This window comes from Brevundimonas sp. (assembly GCF_036402095.1).
Taxonomy (GTDB): domain Bacteria; phylum Pseudomonadota; class Alphaproteobacteria; order Caulobacterales; family Caulobacteraceae; genus Brevundimonas.
Genome location: NZ_DASWTO010000083.1, coordinates 1 through 13,206 on the forward strand (window position 1 = coordinate 1; position 13,206 = coordinate 13,206).

Sequence of the window (13,206 nt, forward strand, 5' to 3'; positions counted from 1 at the left end):
ACGCCGCCATCGGGCGACATCACGGCGAAGGCGCGGTCGGGGGCCGCGGTGCGGGCTTGCTGGATCGCCTGGGCCGCTCCGCCGGACCGCACGGCCGCCCGCACGGCGGTCTCGACAGGCGCGATGCGGGTCTGGAGTTCCAGCGCCAGCATCCGCGCCTCGCGATCCACCGCCGCCATGCGCAGGGCATCGGCCTCCTGGCCCGGCCGCGCCATTTCCCGGGCGAACAGAAGGACGTATGCGGCGACCGCCAGGGTGACGGCGAGAATGGCGATCCGCACCCATGCGGGAGGGCCCTTGCGCCGGTCCCCGGCGCGCCGTCCTTGCAGGGTTATGCGGCGCTCACTGCCCCGCAAGGCGCTCTCCCGGACGATTCGGCGACGATGGCCGAATCTAGGCTGCGTCGCGGATTCCTGTCGAGGCTTCTTGCCCGACCGGCGGTTCAATTCACGGGACGGCTTTCGCCGGGGTCCCGCGTCAGGCGGCGCGGGACGGGGCCGGCGGCGCGGCGGCCATTTCGGGGGCGGCCAGCACGTCCTTCACGCTCTTCAGCACGGCGCGGGCGTCGCGGGCCATGGCCTGCATCTCCGGCGGCGCATCCTCGGGGGCTTCATCGACCGCCGCGACCATCCGCTCGGCCAGCGCCATCAGCTTCGGCGCGGCGGCGATCAACCGGGCCTGGAATTCGATCTGATCCGGGTCGCGGTCGTATTCCGCGCCGGGCACGCGCCAGCCGCCCCAGTCGGCCTTGTCGGTGACCACCACCGGATAGGTGCCGGGGAAGGGGTGATGCGGCGTGTCCTCGGCCGTCTGCCACTTGTTGCGGGCCCGCATCAGCCGCCAGCTATCGCCGGTCTTGGCGGACGGGTCCTCGCTCGGCAGCAGCAGCTCATGGCCGAGGAATTCCCGGCCCAGGCCGACATCGTAGGTGACCCGGACCGGCTCCTCGAAACCCTTGGCCCAGACCGGCTGGACCTTCTCGATCTGCGCCCAGGCGCCGACACACTCGACCCAGACCTTCTGACCCTTCTGGAACTGCGCGCGCGCCATCGGCGTCTCCCGTCGTGAGCGGGGAGCATGCCCCGACGCGGGTGAACACGTGGTTTGACGAAAGGGTTAACGCCCCGCGCCCGTCAGGGGCGGGAGATGTCTTCCAGCGTTTCGCCCGCGTACTTTTCCTTCACCCGGGTCGAGAGGTCGCCGAGCGAAACCACCCCGACCAGCCGGTCGTCCTTGTCCAGCACCGGCAGGCGGCGGATCTGCCTGTCGCCCATGGCGTCCAGAACCGTCTTCAGATCCTCGTCCGCCCGCACGGTGTGCGGCTCCCGGGTGATGTACTCCACCACCGGCGCGCTGCAGGCGGCGCCGCCGGCCACGGCGCGTATGGTGATGTCCCGGTCGGTGATCGTTCCGATCAGGCGATCGCCGTCGGCCACGGGCATGAAGCCGAAGTCGCCGCTGGCCATCCGCGTCGCCACCTCCTGCAGGCTGTCTCCCGGGCGGGCGACCTGCACATCCTTGCTCATCACGTCGCGAACTTTCATCGGGCAGTCTCCTGTTATCGGCTTGCGAAAGAACCCGCCGGGCAGGCGCCGGTTCCTGACTGCCAGACAACGAAGGGCTCAGGGTCGGGTCAGCCGCGGCGTGGTTTCCTGCGTCCATCAGCCGGGATGTCCCGGATACGAAAGGACGCACTCGATGAAGACCGCCATGATCAGGAAAGCCCTGCTTCCCGTGCTGGCGGCGTCGGCGGTCATGGTTTCGACCCCGGCGCTGGCCCAGAATTTCGGAGTCACGCTCAGCTTCGGCTCGCCGGGCTACAGCCAGCCCTATGGCTACGGTTACGGCCGCGGCTACGGCGCACGTGACCTCCACTACCGCATCCGGGTCCTCGAACAGCATATCGACCGGCTCGCCTGGAGCGGCGGCATCCACCGCCTCGAGGCCCGCGATCTCGCTCGCCAGCTGGATCAGGTCCGGCGTCTCGAATACCGCTACGCCCGTAACGGCCTGAGCGCCGGCGAGTACCGCGACCTCGACCGCCGCCTGGACCGGATCCAGTACCGGCTGCAGCGCACCGCCTACCGCTGGTAGGCTGCGGCGACGACGAAGGGCCGCCCCGGCGACGGGGCGGCCCTTTCGTGTGTCCGCCAGGTCGCCCCTCGGTCCGTTCATCAAGCTGACGAACGGACAACGACGCTCTCACGCCGCTGTCAGGCGCCGCGTGGCCCTATCCCTTCATGCCGGGAAGACACCGGCGAACGAAAATGAGGACGAACCCAATGAAGATCGCGATCCGGAGCAGGGCCCTGCTTTCCCTCGCGGCCGCGTCGGCCATCCTGGTTGCGACGCCGGCCCTGGCGCAGAACTACGAGGCCGAATGGTACGGCTACGGCGAGAACCACCCCTACGACGTCTGGGGCCGGGACATCGAGCCGCGCCAGAACGCCCTCGAGCAGGCGGTGCGCCGCGCCGCCTCATCCGGCCAGGTCGGACAGGGCGAGGCGCGCCGCCTCTCGAACCAGTTCAACCAGCTGGAGCGGGTCAAGGCTGTCTACCGCCGGGGCGGCTACACGCGCGCCGAGGTCAACGACATCAACCGCCGGCTTGAGCGGATCGAGCGCGTGCTCCGCTACGGCGGCCGCGGTCATGATCGCCGGGACCGCGACCATGATCGGGGCGACTACGGCCGCTACGATCCCTACGACCGCTACTGATTGCGGGCTCTCCAGCCGGATGAAGGGCCGCTCCGGCGACGGGGCGGCCCTTTCGTTCGCCCGCCGGGGCGTCTAATCGCTGCTCGATCGGCAGGAGCGAGACCATGACGGCGGCGAACGAAGCGAAGGCCATTCTTGAACGGTTGGGCGCGGGCGGCGCGGCCTGGGGCGGAACCTTGCCGACGCGCTCGCCGGTCGACGGCTCGAGCGCCGGTTCGGTTTCGGAGACGACCGATCTCGACGGGGTCATGGCCCGCTCGGTCGCGGCCTTCCATCAGTGGAAGCGTGTCCCCGCGCCCCGCCGCGGCGAACTGGTCCGCCTGCTGGGCGAGGAACTGCGGGCCTCGAAGGACGACCTCGCTCGCCTCGTCACGCTCGAAGCCGGCAAGATCGTCTCGGAGGGCCTCGGCGAGGTGCAGGAGATGATCGACATCTGCGACTTCGCGGTCGGCCTGTCGCGGCAGCTGTACGGCCTGACCCTGCCGAGCGAGAGGCCCGGCCACCACATGCGCGAGACGTACCAGCCGCTGGGACCGGTGCTGGTCATCTCGGCCTTCAACTTCCCGGTCGCGGTGTCGGCCTGGAACGCCTGCCTCGCCCTCGTCTGCGGCGACCCGGTGATCTGGAAACCGTCGGAGAAGACGCCGCTGACGGCGCTCGCCACCCAGGCGATCCTGGATCGCGCCCTCGTCCGGTTCGGGGATGCGCCCGAGGGCCTGTCGCAGGTCGTGATCGGCGGCCGCGAGGCGGGAGAGCGGCTCGCCGCCGACCCGCGCATTCCGCTGGTTTCCGCCACCGGCTCGACCCGCATGGGCAAGGCGGTGGCCCAGACCGTCGCCGCCCGCCTCGGCCGCTCGCTGCTGGAGCTCGGCGGCAACAACGCCATGATCGTCACTCCCTCGGCCGACCTCGACATGGCGGTGCGCGCCATCGCCTTTTCGGCCGTCGGCACCTGCGGCCAGCGTTGCACCAGTCTACGCCGGCTGCTGGTCCACGAGAGCATTGCCGACGCCCTGATCGCGCGTCTGAAGACGGCCTATGAGACGCTTCCCATCGGCGACCCGCGCGACAGCGGAACCCTCGTCGGCCCGCTGATCGACGTCGACGCGCGACGCGCCTTCGAGACGGCGCTGCAAGAGGCTGTGGCCCAAGGCGGCGAGATCGTCGCCGGAGGCCAGCCGCTCGAAGGCGACGGCGCCTACGTCCGTCCGGCCATCGTCCGCATGCCGGCCCAGACCGCGGTCGTCGAGCACGAGACCTTCGCCCCCATCCTCTATGTTCTGACCTGGTCGGCCTTCGACGAGGCCGTCGCGATGCAGAACGCCGTGCCTCAGGGCCTGTCCTCCTGCGTCTTCACCGACAGCGTCCGCGAGGCCGAACAATTCCTCTCCGCCTGGGGCTCCGACTGCGGCATCGCCAACGTCAACATCGGCCCCTCCGGCGCCGAGATCGGCGGGGCCTTCGGCGGCGAGAAGGACACCGGCGGCGGCCGCGAGTCCGGCTCGGACGCGTGGAAGGCCTATATGCGCCGCCAGACCCAGACGGTGAATTTCAGCCGCGACCTGCCGCTGGCGCAGGGGGTCAGGTTCGACGTCTGAGCGCGTCCTCGAGCGCGGCCGCAAGATCCCCCTTGCCCGCCATTTCGACCTCGCCAAGTCCCAGCCATCCGGCGATCCGCTTCAGCTCCGCCGCCAGCCGCCCCGCCGTCTCCGCCGTCGCGTCCGGCTCGCGCCATGCCGCCTGCACCCGCAGCACGCCGGCCTGCCGGTCGGACTTGAGGTCGACCCGCGCCGTGATCGCCTCGTCCTCGAGGAAGGGCAGGACGTAGTAGCCATGGGTCCGCTTGTGGGCCGGGGTGTAGATCTCCAGCCGCACCCGCGTGCCGAACAGCCTCTCGGTGCGGTCGCGGGTCCAGATCAGGTTGTCGAACGGCGACAGCAGGGCCGCGCCCGCCACCTTGCGCGGCTTGCGGGCGCCCGCCGCGAGGTACGCCGGCTGCCGCCAGCCCTTGACCGCCACAGGCGTGAGCTCGCCGGTCTCGACCAGTTCCGCCACCCGCGCCCTCGCCTCGGCCAGCGGCAGCCGGAAATAGTCCCGCAGGTCCGCCGCCGTGGCCACGCCGAGCGCCTGCGCCGCGATCCGCACCAGTTCGCGCTGGGCGTCCGCCTCGTCCGGCGTCTGCAGGTCGAGGATGCGCCGGGGCAGGGCCCGTTCGGTCAGGTCGTAGACGCGCTCGAAGCCGCGCCGCGTCTTCGTGGTGATCAGCCCGGCCCAGAACAGCCACTCCAGCGCCCGCTTGCCATCCGACCACGACCACCAGCCGGGGGCCCCGCGCGGGGCGTCGTTGAAGTCCGCGCCGGTCACGGGCCCGCGCCGCTCGATCTCCTTCAGCACGCCGTCGATGTAGTCGCGCCGCTCGCGCCCGAACCGCGACAGGCCGGTCCACATCTCGCCGGCCTCCGCCCGCGCCATGCGCCAGCGCAGCAGCGGCTGCAGCTCCAGCGGCAGCAGCGACGCTTCATGCCCCCAGTATTCGAACAGGCTGCGCCGGGCGCCCCAGGCCTCGGTCTCAAGCACCTCGCGCGGATAGTCGCCAAGGCGGGAGAAGGCGGGCAGGTAGTGGGTCCGCGTCACCACATTGACGCTGTCGATCTGCACCACGCCGAGCCGGCGCACCAGGTCCCTGACATGCTTTCGGCCGGGCGCCGCGGGGGGCGTCCGGCCGAAGCCTTGTGAGGCCAGCGCGATGCGGCGGGCCGTCTTGGGGGAGAGGGTCTCGGTCACCCCCGAGCCTTACTACGGCCGCGCCTGCGCCTCCATGTCCCGCGCCGCGCGGATCATCTGCACAAAGTCCGCGCGTTCGCCGTAGGGGTCCTCGCCCCGCGCGCCCTGGGCCTGTTCGAGAATGTCGTCCCAGCCGTAGCCGGCGCCCATCCACGGATCGTTGCGCAGCTTCTGGCCGAAGGCGGCGACCGCCAGCGCCCAGCGTGTGCTCTCGGGCGGCTGGGCCGAGACCCTTCCGGCGCCGCTGTTCGACACCACCCGCTGCATCAGCCGCGAGTCCCGCTCGCCCGGCAGCTTGTAGCGGACCTGGACGAAGCCGACCTCGCCGGTCGGGTCTCCGCCGCCGACCCCGAGGCGGTTCTGGTCGTAGCGGCGGTCCAGAATCTGGCTCGGCCCGCCCACCGGGGTGATCTCGTACAGCGCCGTCACCGAGGCGCCGGATCCGACCTCGCCCGCGTCGACGCGGTCGTTGCTGAAATCCTGCTCGTTCAGCATCCGGGTCTCGTAGCCGATCAGCCTGTACTCGCTGACGCGGGCCGGGTTGAACTCCACCTGGATCTTGACGTCGTCGGCGATGGGGAAGGCCCCGCGGTCGAACGCCGGTCCGAACAGCCGCCGGGCCTCGTCCAGGTCGTCGACATAGGCCGCCGTGCCGTTGCCGGCCTGGGCGATCGTCTGCATCCGGGCGTCCTGGTAGTTGCCGCGCCCGAAGCCGTAGACGGACAGGTAGATGCCGGTCTCCCGCTTGGCGGCGACATAGTCCTCCAGGCGCTGGTTTTCCGTCACGCCGACGTTGAAGTCGCCGTCGGTGAACATCAGGATCCGGTTGACCTTCTCGCGTCCGAAGGCGGCCTCGGCCTGGCTGTAGGCGTTGACCATCCCCTGCGCCCCGGCGGTTGAGCCGCCCGCGTTCAGCGCCTCCACCGCGCAGCGCAGCTTCAGCTTCTGGTCGCCCGGGGTCGGGCCCACGGCGGTGCCGACGTCCGAGGCGTAATAGGTGACCGCCACCCGGTCCTGCGGCCGCAGCCGGTCGATGATCAGATTCATCGACTTCTTGGCGAGGTCCAGCTTGTCCGGGGACATCATCGAGCCGGAGACGTCGACCATGAAGGTCAAGTTCAGCGGCCGCCTCTGACCTTCGGGCAGCTCATAGCCCTGAAGCGCCACGTGGACGATCTGGCGGCCCTCTGACCAGGGCGACGCCGCCACGGCGGTGGTGATGGCGAACGGCTCCGACGCCGAGCGCGGCCGCTCGTAGCCGTAGTCGAAATAGTTGATCATCTCCTCGACCCGCACCGCATCGGGCGGCGGCAGCCGGCCCTCCCCGAGGAAGCGGCGCACGTTGGCATAGCTGGCCGTGTCGACATCGATGGAGAAGGTCGAGACCGGCTCGTCGGCCACGCGCCGCACCGGGTTCGGCGTCGCGTCGGGATAGCGTTCGGTATCGGCCGGAACGTGCGAGGGCGCCATCCAGTCCGCGCTGCCGGCGACCACCGGGGCGGACGCAGGGAGACTGTTGCGCTCGATGCGCGACCCGGTGACCGCGACCTCGTCCAGCTGGGTCGCGTCCCGCACCGGCGGCGGCGGGGCCATTGGGGGCGGGGGCGGAGGAGGCGGCGGCGGGGCGTAGCCGGGCGCGGCGATGCGTCCGCGGGGAGACCCGTAGTGGCCGCCGCTGCGCGGCCCGGGCCCCAGGTTGATCCCCACGGCGCGGCAGTTGTCCGGCGAGACCACGCCGTCGCGGGCCTCGTCCGGCCGGCTCTGCCCCGCCAGCACCGGGGCCGGAGCCATCGGGGCCGCCAGCGAGACCGCGAGGGCGGCGGCCAGACTGCGTCTCAGCGGGTGGGTCGTCATCGGCGTCTCTCCCTGTCCGTGCATCGGCACACCCTACCCTGCGCCACACGACCGGACCGGTCGCCTGACGAAGCCTGACGCGACGGGCTGGCGTCGAGCCTCCCGCGTCCCCACTATGGCGGCTGGCGGACACAGGGGACCGGAATGCACGAGACCACCAGCATGGGTCTGGGACACGCGGTGGCCCTGCTGGCCGCCATGGTCGTGGCCGCGACCCTGTTCCGCCGCTTCGGCCTCGGCTCGGTGCTCGGTTATCTGGCGGCCGGCCTGCTGATCGGCCCCTCGGCGCTGGGCGTGGTGCGCGATCCTGAATCGGTGTTGCACGTCGCCGAGCTCGGCGTGGTCATGTTCCTGTTCATCATCGGTCTGGAGATGCGGCCGGCCCGGCTGTGGAGCCTGAGACGCGAGATATTCGGCCTCGGCGCCGTGCAGGTGCTGGTCTGCGCCCTGCTGCTGACCGGCCTGGCGCTTGCCGCCGGCCTCGCCTGGTACGCGGCCCTGATCGCCGGCTTCGGCTTCGCCCTGTCGTCCACGGCCATCGTCATGCAGCTGCTGCAGGAGCGCAACGAGAACGCGGATCCGCCCGGGCAGCGGGTCATCTCCATCCTGCTGTTCGAGGATCTCGCCATCGTGCCGCTGCTGGCGCTGGTGGCGGTGCTGGCGGGGACCTGGGGATCCGCGGTCGACAGCGGCAATCCGATGTGGATGACCGTCGGGCTGGCGACGGGGGCGGTGGCCCTCGTCTACGTCGCCGGCCGCTGGGTGGTGAACCCCTTCTTCCGCCTGCTCGCCCGCTATGGCGGCCGCGAGATCATGACCATGGGCGCCCTGTTCGTGGTCCTGGGCGCGGCCTACGCCATGAACCTCGGCGGCCTGTCGATGGCCATGGGGGCCTTCCTCGCCGGCGTGTTGCTGTCGGAATCGACCTTCCGGCATCAGCTGGAGGCCGACATCGAGCCGTTTCGGGGCCTGCTGCTCGGCCTGTTCTTCCTCAGCGTCGGCATGTCGCTGGACGTACGGGTGGTGATCGCCGACTGGGCCTGGGTGCTGGGCGGCCTGGCCGCCTTCATGTCGGCCAAGATGATCGCCGTCTACGCGGTGGCCCGGCTGAAGCAGAAGCATGGCGAGGGTCTGCTGCGCGCCGCCCTGATGGGCGAGGGCGGGGAGTTCGCCTTCGTCCTCTATTCCACCGCCTTCGCCGCGGGCCTGTTCGACGCCCGGACGGCGGCCATCCTGTCAGCGGTGGTCATCCTGTCGATGGCCCTGACCCCCCTGCGGGTCATGCTCGCCGACCGGCTGCGCCCGGACGAAGGCCTGTCGCCCGACGACGCCGACGGCGTGGACCGGGCGAAGAACCTGCGCGAGCGGGTGCTGATCATCGGCTTCGGCCGCTTCGCCCAGGTCGTTTCGCAGCCGCTGCTGGCGCGCGACGTCGACGTCTCGATCATCGACACCGATGTCGAGATGATCCAGGCCGCCGGCAATTTCGGCTTCAAGGTCTTCTACGGCGATGGCTCGCGCCTCGACGTTCTGCGCGCCTCGGGCGCCGAGACGGCCGAGACCATCCTTGTCTGCGTCGACAAGTCCGAAACCGCCGACCGCATCGTCGAACTGGTCAAGGCCGAGTTCCCGCTGACCAAATTGTTCGTCCGCGCCTACGACCGCGGCCACGCCATCCGCCTCGTCCAGGCCGGGGTCGAGTACCAGCTGCGCGAGACCTTCGAGAGCGCCCTCGCCTTCGGCGAGCAGGTGCTGATCGATCTGGGCTTCAGCGGCGATCAGGTCCGGGAGACCATGGCCGACGTCCGCCGCCGCGACGAGGAGCGGTTCTCGCTTCAGCTGGTGGAAGGCATCCAGGCCGGCCGGTCTCTGATGCGCGGCAATATCGCCACCACCCGGCCCGAGCCCTACGTCAAACCCCGCCGCGAGGGCACCGCGCTCAACGAGGAGGCGGCCGAGGCCCTGGAGGAGGACGAACAGCGCGAAAAGGCCGGCGCCTGACCGGCGCCGGCCTCAGCATCTGCGCGGCGGAGACGGCGCCTTACATCGCCGCCTTGATCGCCTCCGCCTGACGCAGGTGAGCCTCGATCTTCGGGACCACCGAACGGGCGTGGGCGGCCAGCGGGGAGTCCTGATCGGCGAAGCCGCGGTGCAGGGTCAGCGCCTCGTTGTGGGCCGCGATCTGCTGGTCGATCCAGGTGCGGTCGAAGTTCTCCGCCGAGGCCGAGCGCAGGTTGTCGATCAACCCCTGGCGGCGCTGGTCAAGCGCGGTCGGCGCCGTCGTTCCGGGCGCGGCCTGCGGCAGCATGCCCTTCATGGCGTTGGAGGCGGCGGTGTGATCGGTCTTGATCATCGTCGCCAGCTCCTTGAGCTGGGCGTTCTGCGAGCGCTGCAGGGCGATGTCGGCGGCCTGGATCTCATACATGTCGCCCATGGCGGCGTTGGGGATGTAGGCCGACACCATGTTCGAGCCCATGGTCACGGCCGAGGTCTGGCCGACCGGGCCGGCGGCCGCGTCCTGAACCTTGTCGACGGCTTCCGGGCTCTGTTCCTGGGTGCACGCGGCGAGCAGGGCGACACAGGCGACGCCGGCGAGAAGTGGTCTGATCATGGAAAATCCTCCTTGAGGCCCGGTGAACCGGGGCCAATGCCAAAGGTTCCAACGGTCGCGTCCGGCCCGGGATCGGTGTAGAAGCGCCGCCCGATGGACCGCCGCCTCTCGATCGCCCCGATGATGGACTGGACCGACCGGCACTGCCGGGCGTTCCATCGCGCCCTGACATCCCGGACCCTGCTCTATACCGAGATGGTCACCGCCGCGGCGGTGATCCACGGCGACCGCGAGCGACTGCTGGGCTTCGACCCGGTCGAGCATCCGGTGGCGCTGCAGCTTGGCGGCTCCGATCCGGAGCAGCTGGCCGAGGCGGCCCGGATCGGCGAGGCCTTCGGCTACGACGAGATCAACCTCAACGTCGGCTGTCCCTCGGACCGGGTGCAGTCGGGCCGCTTCGGCGCCTGCCTGATGCGCGAGCCCTTGCTGGTCGCCGACTGCATGGCGGCGATCAAGGCGGCCGTGGCCGTGCCCGCGACGGTCAAATGCCGCATCGGCGTCGACGATCAGGACCCGGAGGTTTCGCTGTTCGAGACCGTCGACGCCTGCGCCGCCGCGGGAATCGGGGTGTTCGTGATCCACGCCCGCAAGGCCTGGCTGCAGGGTTTGTCGCCCAAGGAGAACCGCGACGTGCCGCCGCTGGACTACGCCCTGGTGCGCCGGCTGAAGCGCGAGCGGCCGCAGCTGTCGGTGACCATCAACGGCGGCATCGCCTCGCTCGACGAGGCCGAGACCCATCTCGACGCTTCTGACGGCGTGCAGCTGGATGGGGTCATGCTGGGCCGCGCCGCCTATCATGAGCCGGCCATTCTCGGCCAGGCGGACCGCCGGCTGTTCGGCGTCGGGACGGGCGACGTCGGCGCCTTCGAGGCCATCGGGCGCTACCGCCCCTATATGGCGGCGCGGCTCGCGGAGGGCGTGCATCTTCCGGCCATGACCCGGCACATGCTGGGGCTGATGCACGGCCGTCCCGGCGCGCGCGCCTTCCGCCGCATCCTGACGGTCGAGGCGGTGAAGCCCAGCGCCGGGCTCGAGGTCGTCGACCGGGCCGTCGACGCCGTGCGCGAGGCCGAGGCCCGGACAGCGCTGCGCACCGAAGCCGCCTGAGGGACCGGCGCCGACTTCGTGATGCAACGGGAGCACACCGGCGCCGGTTGTCGCGCGTTTACCCTGTGGACGGGGAACGGAGCGGCGCCGCTTCGCATTCGGCTTGGCAGGAGTACGCCATGCCCAAGAGTCCGCCCAAGCCCGACCTGCGCCTCGTCCCCGGCGACGCTGAAATCTATGACCTGATGCGCACGCCCGAGACCACGACGGAGCGGGTCAAACGGCTGCAGCTCGAGGCCCGGGCCCTGGCCGTCGAGCAGGTCGAGGCGCTGGAACGGGTCCTTCTGGACGCTTCGCGGATGGCGAAGGAGATCGCCGACGGCGGCGAGGCCTATCCGGTGGGCGCGCGCGAACTGGCCGGGCGGCTGGCCGCCGATCTGCCGGCCAAGGCCGAGACGCTCAAGGCCATCGTCAGCCGCGTTCTCTAGGCCGGCCTGGGCGTCCGGCCTTCCCGGATGCGGCGCGCAAGCCGGAACACCACCACCGCCAGCACGATCAGGACCAGCGGAATCACGATCGGCGCCAGAAACGCGACGACGACGGTGAAGAAGGCCAGCACGTCCTCCATCAGCGACACCACCGGATTGCCCAGCCCGCCCGTGGTCGCGGTCGAGCCGACCCGGACGCCGGTCTGGGCTGCGTTGAACGCGAGGGCTGCGGGCGCGCCGACGATCAGTCCGGCGACCGCCGCCATGGCCGGATCGACGGCCCAGAACACGCTGCCTGCCGCGACGGCCCCCGCCACGGGCCGGGTGACGTAGCCGACCGCGTTCAGCCCGTGATCGACAGCGGGAATCTTGTCGCCGAGGAACTCCGCCGCGGTGGCCACGCCCAGGGCCGCTATGGCCGGCCACGACACCAGCCAGTCCATCTGCTCGATCAGCCGCACGCCGAACATTTCGAACCGCGCCGCCACGGCCAGCATCAGCAGGGGCAGGAAGGTCCGCAGGCCGGTGGCCGAGGCCAGCCCCAATCCCAGCAGGGCGGGCAGAACCCACGCCTGCATCGGCCCCGCCGCCGCACCCAGCGCCTCGAGATCGACCTCCGGCATCGCCGCTCTCCTCCAACCGTCCCGCTACAATGCGCGGGAACACCCGGGCGCTCCATCGACTTTCCGGTGAACGCGAAACAGGAGCCCACCATGGACGACCGCTTCGAACACCGCGCCGACCGGATCGCCGATCAGGAGCGGAAGATTCAGGCCGGCATCGACGCCAGGGCCTCGGAGGGCGGCGGCTCGAAAGAGGAAGGCGCGGTCCAGGCCGGGGCGCGCACATATCCCGAACCGCCCTTCCCGAAACAGCATCAGCGCAAGCCGGGCGACGAGGCGGCGCTGGACCCCGCCCCGATGTACGACGCGCCCTTCTGGAAGGGTTCGGGCAAGCTGGAGGGCATGGCGGCGATCATCACCGGCGGGGACTCCGGCATCGGCCGGGCGGTGGCCGTGCTCTTCGCCCGCGAGGGCTGCGACGTCGCCCTCTGCCACCTCGACGAGGAGAAGGACGCGAATGATACGAAAGCCGCCGTCGAGGCCGAGGGCCGCCGCGCCATCGTGCTCAAGGGCGACGCCGCCGACCCGGCCTTCTCCGACGCCGCCGTGAAGGCTGCGCTGGACGCCTTCGGGCGACTGGACGTCGTGGTCCCCAACGCCGCCTTTCAGGAGCATGTCGAGGCGCTGGAGGACCTGACCCTCGAGCATTTCGACCGCACCTTGAAGACCAATCTCTACGGCTATTTCAACCTGGTGAAGGCGGCGGTCCCGCACCTGAAGCCCGGCGGCTCGATCGTCATGACGGGCTCGGTCACCGGCATCGAGGGCAGCGAGCGGCTGCTCGACTATTCGATGACCAAGGGCGGCATCCACGCCTTCGCGCGCTCGCTGGGCACGCACCTCGCGCCCAGGGGCATCCGCGTCAATGTGGTGGCGCCCGGTCCGGTGTGGACGCCCCTCAACCCGGCCGACCAGCCGGCGGAGAAGGTCGCCCAATTCGGCTCGAAGACGGTGATGAAGCGCCCGGCCCAGCCGGAGGAGATCGCGCCCGCCTTCGTGTTTCTCGCCTCGCCGCAGTGCTCCAGCTACATCACCGGCGAGATCCTGCCGATCATCGGCGGCTACGGCGCCGGCTAGGGCGC

13 protein-coding genes and 1 pseudogene are annotated in these 13,206 nt (G+C 70.7%); 7 read left to right on the top strand and 7 right to left on the bottom strand.

Annotation, left to right across the window (positions count from 1 at the left end; translation table 11 throughout):
- From VGD32_RS06665 to VGD32_RS06675, 3 genes and pseudogenes are all read right to left on the bottom strand, one after another.
- Window positions 1–356 (bottom strand): annotated as a pseudogene (locus VGD32_RS06665) (PAS domain-containing sensor histidine kinase); the annotation flags it as partial.
- Between the two features lie 121 nt (window positions 357–477).
- Window positions 478–1,050 (bottom strand): hypothetical protein, encoded by a 573-nt coding sequence (locus VGD32_RS06670; RefSeq protein ID WP_331031121.1) that lies wholly within the window; start codon window positions 1,048–1,050, stop codon window positions 478–480.
- An 83-nt stretch (window positions 1,051–1,133) separates the two neighbouring features.
- Window positions 1,134–1,544 carry a CBS domain-containing protein gene (locus tag VGD32_RS06675; protein ID WP_331031122.1) on the bottom strand — a complete coding sequence of 137 codons (411 nt, stop codon included), beginning with the start codon at window positions 1,542–1,544 and terminating at the stop codon, window positions 1,134–1,136.
- Window positions 1,545–1,710: 166 nt separating this feature from the next.
- Here VGD32_RS06675 and VGD32_RS06680 point away from each other — a divergent pair, with 166 nt between their 5' ends.
- The 3 genes from VGD32_RS06680 to VGD32_RS06690 all read left to right on the top strand — a co-directional run bounded on the left by VGD32_RS06680 (window position 1,711) and on the right by VGD32_RS06690 (window position 4,315).
- The gene (locus VGD32_RS06680; protein ID WP_331031123.1) at window positions 1,711–2,094 is read left to right on the top strand and encodes a hypothetical protein; all 384 of its coding nucleotides are present in this window, start codon (window positions 1,711–1,713) and stop codon (window positions 2,092–2,094) included.
- Window positions 2,095–2,282: 188 nt separating this feature from the next.
- Window positions 2,283–2,717: a hypothetical protein gene (locus tag VGD32_RS06685; protein WP_331031124.1), complete on the top strand. Its 435-nt coding sequence runs from the start codon at window positions 2,283–2,285 to the stop codon at window positions 2,715–2,717.
- Between the two features lie 104 nt (window positions 2,718–2,821).
- Window positions 2,822–4,315 carry an aldehyde dehydrogenase family protein gene (locus VGD32_RS06690; RefSeq protein ID WP_331031125.1) on the top strand — a complete coding sequence of 498 codons (1,494 nt, stop codon included), beginning with the start codon at window positions 2,822–2,824 and terminating at the stop codon, window positions 4,313–4,315.
- Here VGD32_RS06690 and VGD32_RS06695 read toward each other — a convergent pair.
- Window positions 4,299–5,501 carry a winged helix-turn-helix domain-containing protein gene (locus tag VGD32_RS06695; RefSeq protein WP_331031126.1) on the bottom strand — a complete coding sequence of 401 codons (1,203 nt, stop codon included), beginning with the start codon at window positions 5,499–5,501 and terminating at the stop codon, window positions 4,299–4,301. The genes VGD32_RS06690 and VGD32_RS06695 overlap by 17 nt on opposite strands.
- A 12-nt stretch (window positions 5,502–5,513) precedes the next feature.
- Window positions 5,514–7,355, bottom strand: a complete 1,842-nt coding sequence (locus VGD32_RS06700; protein ID WP_331031127.1) for a VWA domain-containing protein — start codon at window positions 7,353–7,355, stop codon at window positions 5,514–5,516.
- A 144-nt stretch (window positions 7,356–7,499) separates the two neighbouring features.
- On the opposite strand from VGD32_RS06700, the gene VGD32_RS06705 reads away from it, so the two are divergent.
- Window positions 7,500–9,356, top strand: a complete 1,857-nt coding sequence (locus tag VGD32_RS06705) for a monovalent cation:proton antiporter-2 (CPA2) family protein (RefSeq protein ID WP_331031128.1) — start codon at window positions 7,500–7,502, stop codon at window positions 9,354–9,356.
- 40 nt (window positions 9,357–9,396) lie between these two features.
- Here VGD32_RS06705 and VGD32_RS06710 read toward each other — a convergent pair whose 3' ends face one another.
- Complete coding sequence (locus VGD32_RS06710; protein ID WP_331031129.1) at window positions 9,397–9,966, bottom strand: DUF4142 domain-containing protein; 570 nt, start codon at window positions 9,964–9,966, stop codon at window positions 9,397–9,399.
- Between the two features lie 93 nt (window positions 9,967–10,059).
- Between VGD32_RS06710 and dusA the strand changes: the two genes are divergently transcribed.
- Together dusA and VGD32_RS06720 are read left to right on the top strand one after the other, a co-directional pair.
- Window positions 10,060–11,073, top strand: a complete 1,014-nt coding sequence (gene dusA, locus VGD32_RS06715) for a tRNA dihydrouridine(20/20a) synthase DusA (RefSeq protein WP_331031130.1) — start codon at window positions 10,060–10,062, stop codon at window positions 11,071–11,073.
- A gap of 119 nt (window positions 11,074–11,192) precedes the next feature.
- The gene (locus tag VGD32_RS06720) at window positions 11,193–11,501 is read left to right on the top strand and encodes a hypothetical protein (protein WP_331031131.1); all 309 of its coding nucleotides are present in this window, start codon (window positions 11,193–11,195) and stop codon (window positions 11,499–11,501) included.
- Here the strand turns inward: VGD32_RS06720 and VGD32_RS06725 are convergent.
- A complete protein-coding gene (locus tag VGD32_RS06725) occupies window positions 11,498–12,124 on the bottom strand; it encodes a DUF4126 domain-containing protein (protein ID WP_331031132.1) in 627 nt (208 codons plus the stop codon). The two genes, VGD32_RS06720 and VGD32_RS06725, sit on opposite strands and share 4 nt — an antisense overlap.
- 90 nt (window positions 12,125–12,214) lie before the next feature.
- Here VGD32_RS06725 and VGD32_RS06730 point away from each other — a divergent pair, with 90 nt between their 5' ends.
- Window positions 12,215–13,201, top strand: a complete 987-nt coding sequence (locus VGD32_RS06730; RefSeq protein WP_331031133.1) for an SDR family oxidoreductase — start codon at window positions 12,215–12,217, stop codon at window positions 13,199–13,201.
- Window positions 13,202–13,206 lie beyond the last annotated feature (5 nt).